The organism is Ruegeria spongiae (assembly GCF_023502395.1).
GTDB classification, from domain to species: domain Bacteria; phylum Pseudomonadota; class Alphaproteobacteria; order Rhodobacterales; family Rhodobacteraceae; genus Ruegeria_C; species Ruegeria_C spongiae.
Genome location: NZ_JAMFMB010000010.1, coordinates 125584 through 144663 on the forward strand (window position 1 = coordinate 125584; position 19080 = coordinate 144663).

Sequence of the window (19080 nt, forward strand, 5' to 3'; positions counted from 1 at the left end):
GTGGTTTCGTTAGCGCAAACATAAATTTTGCCCCGATGAGGCCCTGTTTGGACGATCCCGGCTATTTTGACGAAGGTGCTCTGGTCGCGGTCCTGACCGCGCAGCCGCTCGACCGGTTGCTGGACTACAAGGCCCCCGAGGGCGGTTGTTTCCAGGGCGCGTTTGTCGAGGTGCCGCTGGGGCCGCGCAAGGTATTGGGCGTGGTCTGGGGGCCGGGGCGGGGCGATTATGACCGCTCAAAGATCCGATCGGTGATCCGGGTGCTGGATGTGGCGCCGATGCGGGCCGAGATGCAGAGCTTTCTGGGCCGGGCGGCTGACTACACGCTGACGCCGATGTCTGCGATGCTGCGCCTTGCCACCCGCGCGCCGGGGCTTGGCGACCCGCCCTCGATGCGCAAGATCTACCGGCTGGGCGAGACCACCCCGGATCGGATGACCGAGGCGCGGACCCGGGTGCTGGACGTGCTGCGCGACTATGGCGGGCTGGCTTTCACGCTCAAGGAACTGGCCGAGATGGCGGGGGTGACCACATCTGTCGTCAAGGGTCTCGCCAAGCTGGGCGCGGTGCGCGAAGAGGACAGTCCCCGCGATCTGCCCTTTCCCCATCTCGACCCCGATCTGCCCGGCAAGGCCCTGACCGAGGATCAGCGGGCGGGCGCGGATGCTCTGCGCGTGGCAATCCGAAAGGGGGGCTATGGCACGACGCTGCTCAAGGGCGTGACCGGTTCGGGCAAGACCGAGGTCTACCTGGAGGCGGTGGCCGAGGCGCTGCGCTTGGGGCGTCAGGCGCTGGTGCTGCTGCCCGAGATCGCGCTGACAGCCGAGTTCCTGACCCGGGTCGAGGCCCGGTTCGGCGCGCGCCCCGCCGAATGGCATTCGGGCGCCACCCTGACCGAGCGCCGCCGCATCTGGCGCATGGTCGGGCAGGGCGATGCGCAGCTTGTGGTCGGCGCGCGCTCGGCCCTGTTCCTGCCCTTCCAGAACCTCGGGCTGATCATCGTCGATGAGGAACACGACACCTCCTACAAGCAGGAGGACGGGGTGCTGTATAATGCGCGCGACATGGCGGTGCTGCGGGCATCCATCTGTGGCGCGCGGGTGGTACTGGCCAGCGCCACGCCCTCGCTGGAAAGCTGGGCCAACGCAGAGGCGGGCAAATATGACCGGTTGGAACTGACCGCGCGCTTTGGCGCTGCCGTGCTGCCCGAGATGCGCGCCATCGACATGCGGGCCGAGAAGATGCCGGGGGCCAGCTGGATTTCTCCCAGCCTGCGCCGGGCGGTGGTGAACCGGCTTGAAAAGGGCGAACAATCGCTGCTGTTCATCAACCGGCGCGGCTATGCGCCAGTGACGCTCTGCCGGGCTTGCGGGCAGCAGATCGGCTGCGATCACTGCGACGCGCGCATGGTCGAGCACCGGTTCCTGAAACGGCTGATGTGCCACCAATGCGGCGAGACCAAGCCGATCCCCGAGACCTGCCCCTCGTGTCAGGCCGAAGACCGGCTGGCCCCGGTCGGCCCCGGCATCGAGCGGTTGGCCGAAGAGGCCGAGGCCGCATTCCCGGACGCAAAGATCGCGGTGCTGAGCTCGGATATGTTCGGCTCGGCCCGTGCGCTGAAGGCCAAGATCGTAGAGATCGCCGAAGGCGACACCGATATCGTCATCGGCACACAACTGGTCGCCAAAGGGCACAATTTTCCCAATCTGACGCTGGTGGGCGTGATCGACGCTGATCTGGGGCTACAGGGCTCGGACCTGCGCGCGGCGGAACGGACCTTTCAACTGATGCGGCAGGTGGCCGGTCGGGCAGGGCGCGCCGAGCGGCCCGGCACCGCACTGCTGCAGAGCTTTCAGCCCGAACATCCGGTCATCCGTGCGATCCTGTCCGGCGACGAGACCGGGTTCTGGAAAGCCGAAGCCGCCGAGCGACAAGCGGCGGGCGTTCCGCCCTTCGGGCGTATGGCGGGGATCGTCCTGTCGGGCAGCGATGCTGGGCAGGTGTTCGACCTTGGCAATGCGATGGCGCGCAACGACATGGCTATCCGCCAGATCGGGGCGCAGGTCTTTGGCCCGGCCCCGGCCCCCATCGCACGCATCCGGGGGCGCCACCGTGTTCGGCTGCTGGTCAAGGCCCCGAAGGGCGCTGCCCTGCAGGAGGCGATCTCAGGCTGGATCGCGCCGCTGCGCCTGAAGGGCGATCTGCGCCTCAGTGTCGATATCGACCCGCAGAGCTTTTACTGACCGGCGCAGCCGCCGACAAACGGTATCCCGGCTTGTGCGCCTATGCAGAGCTGCTGCGCGCCTTTGCCCTCGTCAAACCTTCTGATTGGGCGTAAGCAAACTTAATGTTCAGACCCTTGCCCATTGACCAAGCGCACGATCTGCCGTTCTGGCGGCGGCCCGTCACGCTGCTGTTCCTGATGGCGCTGACCATGCCGATCGCGTTCAACGGCTGGAGCGCGCTGCTGAACAACTTCGTCATCGAGGTGGCCAATTTCGATGGGGCCGATATCGGCCTGTTGCACACCGTGCGCGAAATTCCGGGGTTTCTGGCCGTCGGCGTGATCGCAATCATCATCTTTGTCCGCGAGCAGGTCTTGGCGATGATTTCTCTGGTCATGCTGGGTGTTGCCACCGCAGTTACCGCCTGGTTCCCGTCGCTGGGCGGGTTGCTGTTTGTGACCTTCTTCAGCTCGATCGGCTTTCACTATTACGAAACCGTCAACCAGTCGCTGCAACTGCAATGGCTGCCAAAGGATCGCGCGCCGCAGGTGCTGGGCTGGTTGGTGGCCGCCGGGTCCGCCTCGACGCTGGTGGTTTACGGGTTGATCGTGCTGACCTGGGAACGGTTCGACCTGTCCTATGATCTGGTCTTCATGCTGACCGGTGGGGTCACCGTGGCGCTGGCCCTCTTCGCACTGTTCGCCTTCCCGCAATTTGACGCCCCCACGCCACAGACCAAAAGGATCGTGCTGCGCCGCCGCTATTGGCTGTATTATGCCTTGCAGTTCATGGCCGGTGCGCGGCGGCAGATCTTTATCGTGTTCGCGGGCTTCATGATGGTCGAGCGGTTTGGCTTCGATGTCCATGAACTGACCGGTCTCTACCTGATCAACTTGCTGATCAACATGAGCGTCGCGCCCATGCTGGGCCGTGCCGTCGCAAGGTTCGGAGAGCGCCGCACGCTGATCTTCGAATATGGTGGGCTGGCCATCGTGTTCGCCGCCTATGGCGGGATTTACTGGTTCAGCTGGGGCGTGGTGCTGGCGGCCACGCTCTATGTGATCGACCACATCCTGTTTGCGCTGGCCTTCGCGCTCAAGACCTATTTCCAGAAGATCGCCGATCCCGCCGATATCGCGCCCACCGCCGCTGTCGCCTTCACCATCAACCATATCGCGGCGGTGTTCCTGCCGGCGCTGCTGGGTTTGCTCTGGGTGGTGTCGCCGAGCGCGGTCTTTGTGCTGGCGGCGATGATGGCGATGGTGTCGCTGACGCTGTCGTTGCTGATCCCGCGCCACCCGGAACCCGGCAACGAGACCGTGTTCTCGCGCCCGCTACCCGCCGCCGCCGAATAAGAGCCGCCCAGACCGCTTGACCTCGCCCGCGCACGGGCCTAGGCGCTGGGGCGCAGATCAGGAGAGCCTCATGCCCACATTCACCGCCCTGACCACCCTGGAAGGGAAACCGGCAGCCGATGCGCTGGGCGAGGCGCTGGAACGTCTGCAGCCCGAACCAACCGGTGTTGGCGTTTTCGAGGTCGAGGACGGATCGGGTGTTTGGGAGGTCGGCGGCTATTTCATCGAGACACCGGATCAGGCCGGGCTGGCCCTGCTGGCGACGGCGTTTGGGGCCAAGCCCTTTGTTGTCTCGGAACTGCCGGAAACCGATTGGGTGGCCCATGTGCGCCGCGAGTTGGCGCCGGTCGAGGCGGGCCGTTTCTTTGTCTACGGCAGCCATGATGCCGACAAGGTGCCCGAGGGGGCGATCCCGCTCTTGATCGAGGCAGCGATGGCCTTCGGCACCGGCCATCACGGCACCACGCTGGGCTGCCTGCGGGCGCTTGACGGGCTGATCGGTGAGGGGTTCGAGGCCGGCAAGGTGGCCGATATCGGCTGCGGCACCGCCGTGCTGGCGATGGCTGCGGCGCGGGTCTGGGACGGCACGATGCTGGCCAGCGACATCGACCAGGTCGCAGTCGATGTGGCCGAAGCCAACCTGCAAGCCAACGGCATGCAGGGCACTGTCCGCTGCGTCGAGGCCGCAGGGTTCGATCATGCTGAACTGACCTCGAACGCGCCTTATGACCTGATTTTCGCCAATATCCTGAAGGGCCCGCTGATCGCGCTTGCACCAGAGATTTCAACCCATCTGCGCCCCGGTGGCTATGCGATTCTCTCTGGAATTCTCAACGAGCAGGCCTCTGACGTGGTCCGCGTTTATTCCCAGAACGGAACCAATCTGGTGCGCAGCGATGAGATTGGTGAATGGACGACGCTTCTTGTCCAGAAAAAGCCATGATTTAACCCGGTTATAAAGGCATTTGAACGAAGTGCCCTTGTTTTGTCATATTTGAGCCGTAGCCTGATCATCACTTTGGTGGGGGAAGAGTGATGGAGGCTTCGATGGTCGATTGCCACATGGAGTTTGATAGACGCGTCGCGCGTCTGAACAAGAAACATCAGGCGATGGCGCGCGGATATACTGCGCGCATGCGTTCGGATGGTCTGGTTGTTGTGAAACCTCGGCGTATGCGGTTTGCGATTTCACCGCGCAGCCTGTTTCTGTTTATCGGGGCATTTTTTCTGTTCAAGGGGTTCATTCTCGCAAATCTCGGGGCGGCGACCTATGATGACCGCCTTGATCGCCTGAGGAACGGAACCGCTGTCGAAAAGGCCGGGGCATGGGTCATGCAGATCGACCCGCTCAGCCAGGTGATCTCGGATCAGATCGGACCGGTTCTGCGCTGATTTTCTAATGTATTCGGTAAAAAAAACGCCGCGTGATCTGCATCACGCGGCGTTTGTCGTGTTCATCCCAACCGGGGAGAAGGGATACAATGCGCTCAGAAGGCGCGCCCGCTCTGTGCGACGTCGTCGATGTCGCCGCGGCACATGCCGATATCGTCCAGTTCGCGGTCTGTCAGAGTCGCCAGAGCGTTGCGGGTGACGCGGGCGTCGTTCCATTCGACGATCGCGCTGACCCAAGCGTTGAATGTTGCGCCGATACGGCCAACAAGGCCGTAAGAGCCAAAGGTGGTGCGGGTGGTGTCCAGTGCAGCCATATCCTGATCCTTTTGTGCGTGTTGCAGTGTCGTTACAAGGCGCATCTAGGGTGCCCCTTTTTGCACCGCAAGAGACATTTTTTGCATGTGTCATATGCAATTTCTGCATACCGGTAACGCATTGAAAAACAGATGAAACATTGGTGAATTCTGCTTCATGAATATGTCGCTTTCTGCGGTGTTGCGCGTCGTTTTCGCGCCTTGTGTCGTGGCTGGAACAGGTGCTGTCGTTTTTGGCTGCCACAGCAATTCGCTTGGAAAATGTTCGCGTTTCGTGCTACTGCGTCAAAAAAGTCATAAGAGCAGGGCGGGCCGGGACAAAACATGCGCATACTGGGCATTGATCCGGGGTTGAGAACCATGGGCTGGGGCGTCATCGAATCGCATGGCAGCCGGTTAAGCCATATCGCAAACGGCTTGTGCAAATCCTCGGGTGATGATCTGGGCGCGCGGCTGTTGTCGCTGCATGAGCAATTGGTCGATGTGATCGCGCGCTACACGCCGGATCATGCAGCCATCGAGCAGACTTTCGTGAACAAGGATGGTGCCGGTACGCTGAAACTGGGGCAGGCCCGCGGCGTCGCGCTGTTGTCGCTGGCACAGGCCGGACTGTCGATCGGAGAATACGCGCCAAACCGGGTCAAGAAAACAGTGGTGGGTGCAGGACATGCCGAGAAAGAGCAGGTCCTATATATGGTCAAACTGCAATTGCCGGGCTGTGAACCCGCCGGGACGGATGCGGCGGACGCGCTGGCCATCGCCATGTGTCATGCCCATTACGGCGGCAGGCCCGCACTGCAACTGCGTGAGGTAGGGACATGATCGGCAAGCTGACCGGGCGGCTGGATTACCGCGCGCCCGACCACATCCTGATCGACGTGCGCGGGGTGGGCTATATCGTCTATTGCTCTGAGCGCACATTGGCGGCGCTGCCCGGTGTGGGCGAGGCCGTGTCGCTCTATACCGACATGGTGGTGCGCGAGGATCTGATGCAGCTTTATGGCTTCCCCTCGCTTGTCGAGAAGGAGTGGCACCGGCTGCTCTGTTCGGTGCAGGGGGTGGGGGCCAAGGTGTCGCTCGCCGTTCTGGGCACGCTGGGTCCCGATGGGGTTTCCCGTGCGGTTGCGCTGGGGGACTGGGCCTCGGTAAAGGCCGCCAAAGGCGTCGGGCCTAAAACGGCGCAGCGTGTGGTGCTGGACCTCAAGGACAAGGTGCCCGGTGTGATGGCGATGGGCGGCACCATTGCCGAGGCGATGGATGGCCCGACGCTGGAGGTCATAGAGCCGTCGGTCCCCGCGGCAAAGCCCAAGGCGGCCAAGCCCCCCAAACGCAATGCCACTGCACAGGCGGATGCGCTTTCGGCGCTGGGTAATCTGGGCTACGGGCCGGGCGATGCGGCAGCCGCCGTCGCCGAGGCGGCAGGAGCCAACCCCGAGGCCGAAACCTCGGATCTGATCCGCGCGGCGCTGCAACTGCTGGCACCGAAAGGCTAAGCGATGATCGATGCCGACCCCAACCTCCGCCCCGAGCCCTTGCCCGAAGACAATGACCGCGCCCTGCGCCCGCAGGGTCTGAGCGAGTTCATCGGTCAGGCCGAAGCGCGCGCCAATCTGCGGGTCTTCATCCAATCCGCCCGCCAGAGGGGCGAGGCGATGGATCACACGCTGTTTCACGGCCCTCCCGGTCTGGGCAAGACCACGCTGGCGCAGATCATGGCCCGCGAGCTGGGCGTCAGTTTCCGCATGACCTCTGGGCCGGTTCTGGCCAAGGCCGGTGATCTGGCGGCGATCCTGACCAATCTGGAAGCGCGCGATGTGCTTTTCATCGACGAGATCCACCGCCTCAACCCGGCGGTGGAAGAGGTACTCTACCCGGCGATGGAGGATTTCGAGCTTGATCTTGTGATCGGCGAAGGCCCCGCCGCGCGCACCGTGCGGATCGAGTTGCAGCCCTTCACGCTGGTGGGTGCTACCACCCGCATGGGCCTTTTGACCACACCGCTGCGCGACCGCTTCGGCATCCCCACACGGCTGCAATTCTACACCGTAGATGAGCTGCATGAAATCGTCACAAGGAACGCCCGCAAGCTGGGTGCCCCGGCTGATGACGCAGGCGCGCGCGAGATCGCGCGGCGTTCGCGCGGCACGCCCCGGATCGCGGGGCGTCTGCTGCGCCGGGTGGTGGATTTTGCGGTGGTCGAGGGCGACGGGCATATCACCCGTGAATTGGCCGACAGCTCGCTGACCCGGCTGGGCGTGGATAATCTGGGCCTCGACGGCGCTGATCGGCGCTATCTGAAGCTGATCGCTGAAAACTATGCCGGTGGCCCGGTGGGTATCGAGACGCTCTCGGCGGCGCTCAGCGAAAGCCGGGATTCGCTGGAAGAGGTGATCGAGCCCTACCTGCTGCAGCAAGGCCTGATCCAGCGCACCCCGCGCGGTCGGATGCTGGCGCAAAAGGCCTGGACGCATCTGGGCCTGCCCATCCCCAAGCGGCAAAGCGATCTCTTTGGTTGAAGCCTGGCCCGGGACATTCTATGCCACCGTCGGCAACTGTTCCGCATTCAGAAGGGGCCGGGCGTGACACCTGACGAGATCGAAGCGCTTTTTACCCGCAGCAGCGGTGAGTTCAGCTTTGCCCGCTGGGGCAGACCCATCGTGCCGATTGTCTTTGGGGTCGAGGACCAGACGCTTTCGGTGGTCAAGGGCGCGTTCGAGGCGGTAGTGACATTGGCGGGCTACAAGATGGCCGAAACCGATCCGGAGCTGGGCGCCAATTGCATGGTGTTTTTCTTCCGCGATTGGGCGGAATTGCTGGAGGTGCCTGATCTGGAGCGCCTGGTGCCCGATCTGGCCTCGCTGGTAGAGCGGCTGCAAAGCGCGGATGCCAACCAGTATCGGATTTTCCGGTTCGAAGACGATGGGGCGATCCAGGCGGCGTTCGTTTTTCTGCGGATGGACAGGGAATTGTCGAAGGTGCCCGCCGAGACGCTGGCGCTCAGCCAGGTGGTGCAGACGGTGCTGCTCTGGTCTGACACCGCCTTTCGCAGGCAATCGCCGCTGGCCGTTGCTGCAGATACCACCATCCTGCGGCCTGAAATCGCCAGCCTGATCCGTGCCGCCTACGATCCGATCCTGCCGGGGTCGGCGCAGGACGCCGCCCATGCGCTCAGGCTGTTTGCCCGGATGGAGCCGCAGTAATGACCCATAGCTTCCCGATCCGCGTCTATTACGAAGACACAGACATGGGCGGGATCGTCTATCACGCCAACTACCTGCGCTATATCGAGCGCGCGCGCTCGGACTGGGTGCGCAATCTGGGCAATGACCAGAACGCCATGCGCGAGGCGGGAATCGTCTGGGTTGTGCGCAAGATCGAGGCCGAGTATCTGGCCGCCGCCCGCTTTGATGACGAGTTGATCGTTGAAACCGAGATGAGCGATCTCTCGGGGGTGCGGCTGACCATGGCGCAATTGGTCAAACGCGGCGAGACCGAGATTTTCCGCGCGACGGTCACGGCGGTCTGCATGAACGGCGACGGTAAACCCGTCCGCCTCCCGGCAGAGATTCGCGCATTGCTGTAACAATCCTGCGCGCTGGGCTGGTTATGTTGGCAATCAGCCCCGATCTGCGATAGCGTTCGACGCAACAAAGGTCGGGAGAACCGGCAAGCAGGCAAAAAGAGCAGGTCCATGGAAACAGAAACGCTGGTTCTGGCGCAGGAGATTGATTTCTCGCTGTGGGGGCTGTTTGCCCGTGCCACCTTTACCGTCAAGCTGGTCATGCTGATGCTGATCGTGGCCTCGTTCTGGTCGTGGTCGATCATCTTTCAGAAACTCATCACCTACCGCACCGCGCGCCGCGAGGCGGGCACGTTCGACCGGGCCTTCTGGTCGGGCGAACCGCTGGACGCGTTGTTCGAAAAGATCGGGCCGCAGCCGGATGGCAGTTCGGAAAAGATATTTGCCTCGGGCATGATCGAATGGCGGCGTTCGCATCGCAACGATGGCGGCATGATCGCGGGTGCACAGGCGCGGATCGACCGGTCGATGGATGTGGCCATCGCAAAAGAGGCCGAGGGGCTGCAAAAAGGCCTGTCGATCCTGGCGACGGTCGGCTCCACCGCGCCGTTCATCGGGTTGTTCGGCACGGTCTGGGGCATCATGAACGCATTCATCGAGATTGCCGAACAGCAGAACACCAACCTCGCCGTTGTGGCGCCGGGCATTGCCGAGGCGCTGCTGGCCACCGGTCTGGGCCTGCTCGCGGCGATCCCGGCGGTGATCTTCTACAACAAGCTGAGCGCGGATAGTGACCGGATCGTTGGCGGCTATGAGGCCTTTGCCGATGAGTTCGCCACCATCCTGTCGCGCCAGTTGGACAGCTGAGCCATGGGCGCGTCGGTCCAGCAAAGCAGCGGGGGCGGCACTGGCCGCCGTCGTGGTCGCCGTCGCGGCGGACGGGCGCAGCCGATGTCCGAGATCAACGTCACGCCCTTTGTCGACGTGATGCTGGTGCTGCTGATCATCTTCATGGTGGCCGCGCCTTTGCTGACCGTTGGCGTGCCGGTGGAACTGCCCAAGACGGCCGCCAGCGCGTTGCCTTCTGACAGCGAAGAGCCGCTGACCGTCACCATCACCGCCGAGGGCGCGGTACAGATCCAGACAACGGATGTGCCGCGCGCCGAGTTGATCTCGCGCCTGCGCGCCATCGCGGCGGAACGCAGCAGCGATCAGGTGTTCCTGCGCGCCGACGGGTCCATTGCCTATGAGCAGGTGATGCAGGTGATGGGCGCGCTGAATGCCGGGGGGTTTTCGAATGTGGGGCTTGTGACCGATACCGGCGGGCCGACATTGGACGAGAGCGGAGAGTGAGGCAGCGGTTTGCAGACCGGCACCAGGATCTCGGCAGTGGCACATGTCGCGCTTATCGGCGTGGCGCTCTTTGGCGGTGCCTTCCGCTCGGAACCCCTGCCGTTTGAGGTGCAGGAGGTTGCGATCATAAGCGGCGAACAATTTGCCGCCATGACCGCCCCCAACGAGGCGCCTGAGATTATCACTGAAACCGAAGCGCCCCAGACACCCGAAGCGGAGGAAGAGGTCGCAGCACTGCCCGAGCCGGAAACGCCCGAGCCAGAGCAGACGCCGCCTGAAGTGGTTCCCGAACCCGAGCCCGAAGCAACACCCGAAGCGGTTGTCGAGACACCCGAACCCGAAGTGATCGAGGAAGCGCCCACACTGGACGCGCCGGAACCCGAGATTGCTGTCCTGCCCGCCCCGCCGGGTGAAGTCGCGCCCTCGCGCCCCGTTGACCGGGTCGCGCCGCAGCCGGTCGCCCCCCCGCCGCCGGATGCAGCGCCGGATGAGGTGGACACGCCGCCCGTTGTTGCCGAAGAAGGTGCCGATGAGCCGCGCGAGGAACAGGAAGCCACCGCGCAGGAGGAAGCGACCGACCGGATCGTGACCGAGGCCGAGGAATCCGCCGATATCGCGCCGCAACGCTCGCCGCGCCCGCCCGCCCGGCCCGAGAACCTACGCAAGCCAGTTGAAGTTGCGGAACCGGCGGAGCCTGAGCCCCAGGAAGACCCAAACCGCGAGGCAGCCGTAAATGATGCGCTGACCGAGGCGATGGGCGGGGGCGAAGAGACTGCGCCAGAACCTGCCGCCCCCGCGCCCACCGGCCCGCCGCTGACCAGCGGCGAGAAAGAGGCTTTGCGCGTTGCGGTGTCCAACTGCTGGAACGTGGGCTCGCTCTCGACCGATGCGCTTGGCACCACCGTGACAGTTGGTGTGACGATGAACCAGGACGGGACACCCAACAATGGCTCGATCCGGATGCTGGACAGTTCCGGCGGATCGCAAGCCGCAGCCAGACAGGCATTCGAGGCGGCACGCCGGGCCATCATTCGCTGCGGGGCACGGGGCTTCAACCTGCCGGTCGAGAAATTCAGCCAGTGGCGTGATATTGAGATGACATTCAATCCCGAGAGGATGCGGATCAAATGATGAAAATTCTGACCAGCATATTCCTGGGGGTCGCCCTTATGGCCGCCCCGGCGGTGGCACAGAACACACCGCTGCGGATAGAGATCACCGAGGGCGTGATCGAGCTGCTGCCCTTTGCTGCCCCGGATTTCGTGCCCGACACCCCAGCTGCTGCGCAATACGCCACCCAGCTGTCGCGCGTTGTGGCCGCCGACCTGACCGGAACCGGACTGTTCCGCGAGATCCCGGCAAATGCCTATATCAGCCAGGTGTCCAGCTTTGATGCGCCGGTGCAATTTGCCGACTGGAAGGCCATCAATGCGCAGGCGCTGGTGACGGGTGGAGTCAGCGTTTCAGGCAACACGCTCACTGTCCGCTTCCGAATCTGGGATGTGTTCTCGGACACCGAACTGGGCACCGGTCTGCAATTCACCGGCACCACCGATGGCTGGCGACGGATGGCGCATAAGGTGGCCGATCAGGTCTATAGCCGGATCACCGGCGAGGGCGGCTATTTCGACAGCCGTGTGGTGTTCGTGTCCGAAAGCGGCCCCAAGGACGAGCGCCGCAAGCGGCTGGCGATCATGGATTATGACGGGGCCAATGTGCAGTATCTGACCGACAGCGCCTCGATCGTGCTGGCACCGCGCTTCTCACCCGCGGGCGACCGGGTGCTCTATACCAGCTATGAGAGCGGCGTGCCGCGCATCTATGTACTGGATGTGGGTGCGGTTCAGCGCAATGTGCTGCCCACGCAGGAAGGCACCATGAGCTTTGCGCCGCGCTTTTCACCGGACGGGCGCAGCGTGGTCTATTCGCTGGCGCGCGGCGGCAATACCGACCTCTATCTGATGGATATCAACAGCGAGCAGAGTCGCCAGCTGACCAACGCGCCCTCGATTGAAACCGCGCCCAGCTTCTCGCCCGATGGCAGCCAGATCGTTTTTGAAAGCGACCGCTCGGGCACGCCGCAGCTTTATATAATGCCCGTCACCGGTGGCGAGCCGCGCAAGATCAGTTCGGGCAAAGGACGCTATGGCACGCCGGTCTGGTCGCCGCGCGGTGATCTGATCGCCTTCACCAAGCAAAGCCAGGGCCGGTTTCATATCGGCGTCATGCGCACCGATGGCAGCGCCGAACGCCTGCTGACCGCCTCGTTCCTGGACGAAGGGCCGACCTGGGCACCGAACGGTCGTGTCATTATGTTCACCCGCGAGACCCAGGGCGCACAGGGGCGTGCGACGCTGTATTCCGTCGATATTTCCGGGCGCAATCTGCGGCCGGTGCGCACCCCGGATGGGGCCAGCGACCCGGCCTGGTCGCCATTGCAGAAGTGATGCCCTCTGCGTTCACATGCGGGGGCGGCTGTGATAAAAGACGAACAACAAAAAACAAAGTGAGGCTGAGGGAATGAAAGTATCGAGCAAACTGGCCGCGTTGGGCCTCGTGCTGGCCGTTGCGGCCTGCACCAACAACTCTCCATTTGCGGCGGGCGGTGGTGCCGGGGGCGCGGATGGCGCCAATGGCAGCGTCGTGCCCGGATCCCCCAGCGATCCGCGTTCACCGGCCTATTTCCAGCAGGCCGTGGGCGACCGGGTACTGTTCACGGTGAACGAATCCACACTGACCGATGCCGCCAAGGCGACCTTGCAGGGGCAGGCCGATTGGCTGTTGCAGAACACCGACTATGCCGCCCGGATCGAAGGCCATGCCGATGAACAGGGCACGCGGGAATACAACCTTGCGCTGGGCGCGCGACGCGCCAATGCGGCGCGCGAATTCCTGATCTCGCGCGGGGTTGCGGGCAACCGGATCACCACGGTGACCTACGGCAAGGAACGCCCGATCGAGATCTGCAGCCAGGAAGCCTGCTATGCCAAGAACCGGCGCGCGGTCACGGTTCTGGTTGCCAATGTGACGGGATGACAAGATGCGGTTTGGCGTAATTGCCTTTGCGGCGACGATGTTGGTGGGCTCTGGGCTGAGTGGCACGGGCGCGCTGGCACAGGATCAGCAGACCCTGGCGGATATCCGTCAGGAACTGACGGTGTTGAATGTCGAGATCCAGCGCCTCAAGCGCGAGTTTTCCACCACCGGCGCGCCGCAGACGCAGGCCTCTGGCTCGACCGTGCTGGAACGGGTCGATGCGATCGAGGCTGAATTGCAGCGTCTCACGCGCTTGACCGAACAGCTGAACCAGCGAGTTGACGGGATCGTCAAGGACGGCACCAATCGCATTGGGGACCTGCAATTCCGGCTCTGCGAGCTGGAAAGCGGATGTGACATCGCCACCTTGCCGGACAGTCCGACGCTGGGCGGTGACGTGACCACGCCGCTGGTCGCTGCGCCTGCCCCGGAACCGGCCACGCCCGAGGCGGGCGGTACCGAATTGGCGGTAGGCGAGCAGGCGGATTTCGACGCCGCAACCAAGGCACTTGAGGCAGAGGATTACGCCCGTGCGGCAGAGCTCTATACCGCCTTTGACACCAGCTATCCCGGTAGCCCTTTGGCGGCGCAGGCGCATCTGAACCGGGGCCGGGCGCTGGATGGTCTGGGCGACACTCGCGAGGCAGCGCGCGCCTATCTGGCGAGCTTCACCAATGACTCCGCAGGGGGCACGGCGCCCGAGGCGCTCTATCAGCTTGGCGCGGCGCTGGGCCGGTTGGGGCAAAATAGTCAGGCTTGTGTGACACTTGGCGAGGTTGGGACTCGATTTCCCGGCGCAGATGCGGTATCGGCAGCCCAGAGTGAAATGACAGCTTTGGGTTGTAATTGATACATTTCAACGACGATCTTCTGGCGACCCTGCTGGCAGGGCTGCCGAAACCGCTGCCCGATCGGATCGGGATTGCGGTGTCGGGTGGCGGTGATTCCGTTGCCCTGCTGCATATGGCCAGCCGCGCGCTTGCGGAAACCGGCTGTACCGTTCTGGCGGCAACCGTTGATCACGGGTTGCGCCCCGAGGCGGCTGCCGAAGCCACGCAGGTCGCCGAACTGGCCGCATCCCTTGGGATCGAACACAGCATCCTGAACTGGCAGGGCTGGGACCGGCAGGGCAATCTGCAGGATCAGGCCCGCCGGGCGCGCTATCGCCTGCTGAGCGGCTGGGCGCAGGCGCAGGATATTCCGGTCCTGCTGACCGGGCACACCGCTGATGATCAAGCGGAAACCGTTCTGATGCGGCTTGCGCGCTCTTCGGGTGTCTCGGGCCTGTCTGGTATGCCTGCCATGCGTGATCTTGGTGGCGTCACGCTGCTGCGGCCGTTGCTGGGGGTCAGCCGCAAGGATCTGCGCTGCTATCTGCGACGGCAGGAACTGAGCTGGGCCGAAGACCCCTCGAATGACGACACCCGCTTTGACCGCATCAAGGCGCGTCAGGCGCTGGAAGTTCTGGCGCCACTGGGTATCACCGGTTCGGTGCTGACCGATGTGGCCCGCAACATGGCGCAGGCCCGCGAGGCGCTGGAGCGTTATGCGGAGTTCACCGCTCAGATCGCGCTTGAAACCGATATGGGCGATGTTCTTGTCGATGCAGAGGTGTTCGCGGGGTTGCCCGAAGAGATCAGACGCCGTTTGCTGATCGGCGCCGTCTGCTGGGTGAGTGGCGAGGAATATCCGCCACGCCGCGCCGCCATTGACGAAGCAATGGGCGCGATTGCCGCTGGAATGGGCGCAACCCTGTCGGGCTGCCGCATATTGCTGCAAAAGGGCAGCATTCGCATCTGTCGCGAACTTAGTGCCGTTGAGAACGTCGTCAGCCCCGCAGGCGAAGTCTGGGACGCACGCTGGCGCGTGTTCGGTCCCGATAGTGCCAATGCAGTGATCCGCCCGCTGGGCGAGGCAGGATTGGCGCTCTGCCCCGATTGGCGCGCCACCGGTCGCCCGCATGCGGCGCTGATCGCCTCGCCATCGGTCTGGATTGATGATAGTCTGGTCTCGGCCCCGCTGGCGGGGTTCGACAATGGCTGGGCTCTCAGCCTGATACTGGATGAAGAAGCTTTGTTTAACGCGTTTTTATCGCATTGAACCTGCCCCAATCATCTCTATTTTAGTAGCCTAGCCGGCCGATCCCTGGTTTACGGCCGATAGTTTAGGAGACATTCCTTGGGCAACGCACGCAACATCGCCTTCTGGGTCGTACTGTTCCTGCTGATTCTTGCGCTTTTTAACCTGTTTAGCGGCTCTGGCGGCACGCTTCAGAGTCAGGAACGGACGTATTCGGAATTCGTTTCCGCCGTTGATGACGGCGAGGTGACGCGGGTGACGCTGGATGGGGAACAGATTCGCTACCGCACCAACGAGAACAAAGATTACGTCACCATCAAGCCGGGCGATGCCGAGGTCACCAAGCTGCTGATCGACAAGAACATCCCGGTTCGTGCCGAAAAACAGCAGCAATCGACCTTCCAGTCCTTCCTGATCACGCTTCTGCCCTTCCTGCTGCTGATCGGCGTCTGGGTCTATTTCATGAACCGGATGCAGGGTGGCGGCAAAGGCGGCGCGATGGGCTTTGGCAAGTCCAAGGCCAAGATGCTGACCGAGAAACATGGCCGCGTCACCTTTGACGATGTCGCGGGCATCGACGAGGCCAAGGAAGAACTGGAAGAGATCGTGGAATTCCTGCGCAACCCGCAGAAATTCTCGCGCCTTGGCGGCAAGATCCCCAAAGGCGCGCTGCTGGTTGGCCCTCCGGGCACCGGTAAGACGCTGCTGGCGCGTGCGATCGCAGGCGAGGCGGGTGTGCCCTTCTTCACCATTTCGGGTTCGGATTTCGTTGAGATGTTCGTGGGTGTCGGCGCGAGCCGTGTGCGCGACATGTTCGAACAGGCCAAGAAAAACGCTCCTTGCATCGTCTTCATCGACGAGATTGACGCCGTGGGCCGTCATCGTGGCGCCGGTTATGGCGGCGGCAACGATGAGCGCGAACAGACGCTCAACCAGTTGCTGGTCGAGATGGACGGGTTCGAGGCCAATGAGGGCGTGATCATTCTGGCGGCGACCAACCGCAAGGACGTTCTGGACCCCGCTCTGCTGCGTCCGGGCCGGTTCGACCGCAACGTCACTGTCGGCAACCCCGACATCAAGGGCCGCGAGAAGATTCTGCACGTGCATGCGCGAAAGACTCCTCTGGGCCCCGACGTGGATCTGCGCATCATCGCGCGCGGCACGCCCGGCTTCTCGGGGGCGGATCTGGCCAATCTGGTGAACGAGGCGGCTCTGATGGCCGCCCGCGTCGGCCGTCGCTTTGTCACCATGGAAGATTTCGAGGAAGCCAAGGACAAGGTGATGATGGGGGCCGAGCGCCGCTCGATGGTGCTGACCGCCGATCAGAAGGAAAAGACCGCCTATCACGAGGCCGGACATGCCGTGGTCGGCCTGGCGCTGCCGGAGTGCGATCCGGTCTACAAGGCGACGATCATCCCGCGTGGCGGCGCGCTGGGCATGGTCGTGTCACTGCCCGAGATCGACCGTCTGAACTGGCACAAGTCGGAATGTGAGCAGAAACTGGCGATGACCATGGCCGGCAAAGCCGCCGAGATCATCAAATATGGCGAGGACAATGTTTCGAACGGTCCGGCCGGTGACATCCAGCAGGCCAGCCAGCTATCGCGCGCAATGGTAATGCGCTGGGGCATGTCCGACAAGGTCGGCAATATCGATTACGCCGAAGCGCATGAGGGCTATAGCGGCAACACCGCCGGGTTCTCGGTCTCGGCCCATACCAAGGAGCTGATCGAAGAAGAGGTCAAGCGCCTGACCCAGGAAGGTTATGAGCGCGCCTACAAAATCCTCACCGAAAAGAGCGAGGAATGGGAGCGTCTGGCGCAGGGTCTGCTGGAATACGAAACCCTGACCGGTGAAGAGATCGCGCGCGTGATGCGGGGTGAACCGCCCACATCAGAGGATGACGAGGGCGACACGCCGGATCAGGGCAGCGCGCCCAGCGTGACCGCGATCCCGAAAACCAAACCCAAATCCACACCACCCGAAGGGGGCATGGAGCCGGAACCGACTACCTGAACCCTTCACCCGGTGCAGATTTTGCGACGCGGCTGACGCTGCGTCGTATTTTCGTTACCGTTGTGAACTTCTTGCCAGCGTGCCATTGCGCGGCTTATGGGCCGTCCCTAGATTGTGACGACTTTGCTAACCCCCACTCAATCCGGTAAGGACGCCCGTATTATGGCAACACTGAATGATCACAGCAGTTTATCCCAGCCCGTACGGGGTGGTGGCACCTTGCTGCCGTTCTGGATCGCCGGTTTGATCGTCGCTGCATTCCTGTCATTCGACATCGGGCTTTCGCATGGGCTGGAAACGGTGACCAGTGAAGGTGGACCGATCGAAACGGCCTCGGCTCTGTTGTGGGGGTATGCCGCGCTGTCGCTGATCTGGTTCGCGCCGGGCATCGCACTGGGACGCGGCTGGCATTTTATCATGTTGTTTCTGCTTTTCGCCGCGCGTGAGTTGGACATGGATAAGGCCTATCTCAGTGATGGTATCCTGAAAGCGCGTCTTTATTCGGGTGACGCACCGCTTGGTGAAAAACTGATCGGGCTAATGGTGATCACGCTGATCCTGAGCGTCGTGATCCGTATGCTGCGGGAAAATCTGGGCGATTGGCTGAGCGCTCTGCGTCAGGGATCGATCTGGGCTTTCGCGGCGGGTGGGGCTCTGTTGCTGGCAATCGTATCCAAGACCATCGATGGCGCGGGCCGGAAACTGGCGCCGCTGGGCATTGAGCTGAACCACACGCTCGACAAAGGGTTGGGTATGGCCGAGGAGTGGATGGAACTGGGTTTTGTCCTGCTGGCCATTCTTGCGGTATGCCTCTGGGCGCGCGGCCGGAACGAGTTCAACCCAACCCCCTGAGGCGCGCTTTTTGTTGCCAAACCCGGGCAAGGCATCAAACTGAACCCGCGTTTGTACAACAGGGCGGAGATTCGGGATGCCGGTTCTAAAGGAAAGTGGCTATGCGGGCGAGGTGATCTGGCTGGGCCATGTCGCGGCGGGAGGGTCTTTGCGGGCGCAGTCGGTCGATCACCTCAATCTCGGCTTTGCCGGGTTGTCGGATGAACGGCATGGCGGCGCCAACCGGGCGTCCTGTTCGCGGATGCGCAACCTCTACCCCGAGGGCACCGAGATCCGCAATGTCCGCCAACTCACGATCCTGTCCGAGGAAGAAATCGATGCCATCGCGCAGGGCATGGGTCTGGCGCAGCTTGATCCGGCGTTACTGGGGGCCAATGTGGTGATCCGGGGCATTCCCGATTTCACCCATATCCCGCCGTCCTCGCGACTGCAGGGCCCATCGGGGATGGTGCTGACCGTGGACATGGAGAATCGCCCCTGCATCCTGCCCGGCAAAGAGATCGACACCGTGCCACCGGGTCAGGGGGCAGGTTTCAAACCCGCCGCTCAGGACCGGCGCGGCGTCACTGCCTGGGTCGAACGGCCCGGCGGTCTGGCGCTGGGGGATCGGCTGGTGCATTTTCAGCCCGATCAGCGGGGCTGGGCACCCTGAATACCCGCTAAAACCCGCCCTGTTTCCGATTTGAAACAGCTCATTTTCCACAACGCCGCTTCGCGACAAGAAAGTGTCGGAATCTCTATCTTAGTCAAAGCGACGTAACGTTAGGAGTGTCGCAGGGCCGTTAGCGTATGCGTCGGCATGCATTGCATTCAAGCAGGGATCGTCTCCGATGAGTTACAAAACCGATATTGAGATTGCGCGCGAGGCAGCGAAGAAACCCATTGTTGAGATCGGCGCGAAGCTTGGTATCTCCAGCGATGATCTGCTGCCTTACGGT

The 19080-nt window shown here is 63.0% G+C and carries 20 protein-coding genes; 19 read left to right on the forward strand and 1 reads right to left on the reverse strand.

What is annotated here, in order from left to right; translation table 11 throughout:
* Positions 1-35: 35 nt before the first annotated feature.
* The 4 genes from M3P21_RS10040 to M3P21_RS10055 all read left to right on the forward strand — a co-directional run bounded on the left by M3P21_RS10040 (position 36) and on the right by M3P21_RS10055 (position 4972).
* Positions 36-2243: a primosomal protein N' gene (locus M3P21_RS10040; RefSeq protein WP_249709748.1), complete on the forward strand. Its 2208-nt coding sequence runs from the start codon at positions 36-38 to the stop codon at positions 2241-2243.
* Positions 2244-2347: 104 nt separating this feature from the next.
* Entirely contained in the window at positions 2348-3580 is a 1233-nt protein-coding gene (locus tag M3P21_RS10045) for an MFS transporter (protein WP_249709750.1), read from the forward strand.
* 70 nt (positions 3581-3650) lie between these two features.
* Positions 3651-4523, forward strand: coding sequence for a 50S ribosomal protein L11 methyltransferase (locus M3P21_RS10050; protein ID WP_249709751.1), 873 nt, complete (start codon positions 3651-3653; stop codon positions 4521-4523).
* A gap of 104 nt (positions 4524-4627) precedes the next feature.
* A complete protein-coding gene (locus M3P21_RS10055; protein WP_249709752.1) occupies positions 4628-4972 on the forward strand; it encodes a hypothetical protein in 345 nt (114 codons plus the stop codon).
* 95 nt (positions 4973-5067) lie between these two features.
* Here M3P21_RS10055 and M3P21_RS10060 read toward each other — a convergent pair whose 3' ends face one another.
* Positions 5068-5286 (reverse strand): DUF1127 domain-containing protein, encoded by a 219-nt coding sequence (locus M3P21_RS10060; RefSeq protein WP_249709753.1) that lies wholly within the window; start codon positions 5284-5286, stop codon positions 5068-5070.
* A 324-nt stretch (positions 5287-5610) separates the two neighbouring features.
* Between M3P21_RS10060 and ruvC the strand changes: the two genes are divergently transcribed.
* The 15 genes from ruvC to M3P21_RS10135 all read left to right on the forward strand — a co-directional run bounded on the left by ruvC (position 5611) and on the right by M3P21_RS10135 (position 18794).
* Positions 5611-6108 carry a crossover junction endodeoxyribonuclease RuvC gene (gene ruvC, locus M3P21_RS10065; protein WP_249709754.1) on the forward strand — a complete coding sequence of 166 codons (498 nt, stop codon included), beginning with the start codon at positions 5611-5613 and terminating at the stop codon, positions 6106-6108.
* Positions 6105-6779, forward strand: coding sequence for a Holliday junction branch migration protein RuvA (ruvA, locus tag M3P21_RS10070; RefSeq protein ID WP_249709756.1), 675 nt, complete (start codon positions 6105-6107; stop codon positions 6777-6779). The genes ruvC and ruvA overlap by 4 nt, the downstream gene beginning before the upstream one ends.
* Before the next feature lie 3 nt (positions 6780-6782).
* Positions 6783-7802, forward strand: coding sequence for a Holliday junction branch migration DNA helicase RuvB (gene ruvB, locus M3P21_RS10075; protein WP_249709757.1), 1020 nt, complete (start codon positions 6783-6785; stop codon positions 7800-7802).
* A gap of 63 nt (positions 7803-7865) precedes the next feature.
* Positions 7866-8486 (forward strand): hypothetical protein, encoded by a 621-nt coding sequence (locus M3P21_RS10080; protein WP_249709758.1) that lies wholly within the window; start codon positions 7866-7868, stop codon positions 8484-8486.
* Positions 8486-8869 carry a tol-pal system-associated acyl-CoA thioesterase gene (gene ybgC / locus M3P21_RS10085; RefSeq protein ID WP_249709759.1) on the forward strand — a complete coding sequence of 128 codons (384 nt, stop codon included), beginning with the start codon at positions 8486-8488 and terminating at the stop codon, positions 8867-8869. The genes M3P21_RS10080 and ybgC overlap by 1 nt, the downstream gene beginning before the upstream one ends.
* A gap of 108 nt (positions 8870-8977) precedes the next feature.
* Positions 8978-9673 carry a protein TolQ gene (gene tolQ / locus M3P21_RS10090; RefSeq protein ID WP_249709761.1) on the forward strand — a complete coding sequence of 232 codons (696 nt, stop codon included), beginning with the start codon at positions 8978-8980 and terminating at the stop codon, positions 9671-9673.
* A gap of 3 nt (positions 9674-9676) precedes the next feature.
* Positions 9677-10159: a protein TolR gene (gene tolR, locus M3P21_RS10095; protein ID WP_249709762.1), complete on the forward strand. Its 483-nt coding sequence runs from the start codon at positions 9677-9679 to the stop codon at positions 10157-10159.
* 9 nt (positions 10160-10168) lie between these two features.
* The gene (gene tolA / locus M3P21_RS10100; RefSeq protein ID WP_249709764.1) at positions 10169-11290 is read left to right on the forward strand and encodes a cell envelope integrity protein TolA; all 1122 of its coding nucleotides are present in this window, start codon (positions 10169-10171) and stop codon (positions 11288-11290) included.
* Positions 11287-12606, forward strand: a complete 1320-nt coding sequence (gene tolB / locus M3P21_RS10105; RefSeq protein WP_249709765.1) for a Tol-Pal system beta propeller repeat protein TolB — start codon at positions 11287-11289, stop codon at positions 12604-12606. Before tolA ends, tolB begins: the two co-directional genes overlap by 4 nt.
* Positions 12607-12679: 73 nt before the next feature.
* Positions 12680-13195 carry a peptidoglycan-associated lipoprotein Pal gene (gene pal / locus M3P21_RS10110; RefSeq protein ID WP_249709766.1) on the forward strand — a complete coding sequence of 172 codons (516 nt, stop codon included), beginning with the start codon at positions 12680-12682 and terminating at the stop codon, positions 13193-13195.
* A 4-nt stretch (positions 13196-13199) separates the two neighbouring features.
* Positions 13200-14045 (forward strand): tol-pal system protein YbgF, encoded by an 846-nt coding sequence (gene ybgF, locus M3P21_RS10115; protein WP_249709768.1) that lies wholly within the window; start codon positions 13200-13202, stop codon positions 14043-14045.
* Positions 14042-15295, forward strand: coding sequence for a tRNA lysidine(34) synthetase TilS (gene tilS, locus M3P21_RS10120; RefSeq protein ID WP_249709770.1), 1254 nt, complete (start codon positions 14042-14044; stop codon positions 15293-15295). Before ybgF ends, tilS begins: the two co-directional genes overlap by 4 nt.
* Positions 15296-15373: 78 nt before the next feature.
* Positions 15374-17290: an ATP-dependent zinc metalloprotease FtsH gene (gene ftsH / locus M3P21_RS10125; RefSeq protein WP_249709771.1), complete on the forward strand. Its 1917-nt coding sequence runs from the start codon at positions 15374-15376 to the stop codon at positions 17288-17290.
* Between the two features lie 162 nt (positions 17291-17452).
* On the forward strand, positions 17453-18142 hold the full coding sequence (locus tag M3P21_RS10130; RefSeq protein ID WP_249709772.1) for a hypothetical protein: 690 nt from the start codon (positions 17453-17455) through the stop codon (positions 18140-18142).
* Between the two features lie 76 nt (positions 18143-18218).
* Complete coding sequence (locus tag M3P21_RS10135; RefSeq protein WP_249709773.1) at positions 18219-18794, forward strand: MOSC domain-containing protein; 576 nt, start codon at positions 18219-18221, stop codon at positions 18792-18794.
* The last annotated feature ends 286 nt before the right edge of the window (positions 18795-19080 follow it).

What these genes read in the sequence shown, in the direction of transcription:
- M3P21_RS10040 (WP_249709748.1), top strand. Translation starts at nt 36, where the DNA reads ATGAGGCCCTGTTTGGACGATCCCGGCTATTTTGACGAAGGTGCTCTG.
- M3P21_RS10045 (WP_249709750.1), top strand. Translation starts at nt 2,348, where the DNA reads ATGTTCAGACCCTTGCCCATTGACCAAGCGCACGATCTGCCGTTCTGG.
- M3P21_RS10050 (WP_249709751.1), top strand. Translation starts at nt 3,651, where the DNA reads ATGCCCACATTCACCGCCCTGACCACCCTGGAAGGGAAACCGGCAGCC.
- M3P21_RS10055 (WP_249709752.1), top strand. Translation starts at nt 4,628, where the DNA reads ATGGTCGATTGCCACATGGAGTTTGATAGACGCGTCGCGCGTCTGAAC.
- M3P21_RS10060 (WP_249709753.1), bottom strand. Translation starts at nt 5,286, where the DNA reads ATGGCTGCACTGGACACCACCCGCACCACCTTTGGCTCTTACGGCCTT.
- ruvC (WP_249709754.1), top strand. Translation starts at nt 5,611, where the DNA reads ATGCGCATACTGGGCATTGATCCGGGGTTGAGAACCATGGGCTGGGGC.
- ruvA (WP_249709756.1), top strand. Translation starts at nt 6,105, where the DNA reads ATGATCGGCAAGCTGACCGGGCGGCTGGATTACCGCGCGCCCGACCAC.
- ruvB (WP_249709757.1), top strand. Translation starts at nt 6,783, where the DNA reads ATGATCGATGCCGACCCCAACCTCCGCCCCGAGCCCTTGCCCGAAGAC.
- ybgC (WP_249709759.1), top strand. Translation starts at nt 8,486, where the DNA reads ATGACCCATAGCTTCCCGATCCGCGTCTATTACGAAGACACAGACATG.
- tolQ (WP_249709761.1), top strand. Translation starts at nt 8,978, where the DNA reads ATGGAAACAGAAACGCTGGTTCTGGCGCAGGAGATTGATTTCTCGCTG.
- tolR (WP_249709762.1), top strand. Translation starts at nt 9,677, where the DNA reads ATGGGCGCGTCGGTCCAGCAAAGCAGCGGGGGCGGCACTGGCCGCCGT.
- tolB (WP_249709765.1), top strand. Translation starts at nt 11,287, where the DNA reads ATGATGAAAATTCTGACCAGCATATTCCTGGGGGTCGCCCTTATGGCC.
- pal (WP_249709766.1), top strand. Translation starts at nt 12,680, where the DNA reads ATGAAAGTATCGAGCAAACTGGCCGCGTTGGGCCTCGTGCTGGCCGTT.
- ybgF (WP_249709768.1), top strand. Translation starts at nt 13,200, where the DNA reads ATGCGGTTTGGCGTAATTGCCTTTGCGGCGACGATGTTGGTGGGCTCT.
- M3P21_RS10130 (WP_249709772.1), top strand. Translation starts at nt 17,453, where the DNA reads ATGGCAACACTGAATGATCACAGCAGTTTATCCCAGCCCGTACGGGGT.
- M3P21_RS10135 (WP_249709773.1), top strand. Translation starts at nt 18,219, where the DNA reads ATGCCGGTTCTAAAGGAAAGTGGCTATGCGGGCGAGGTGATCTGGCTG.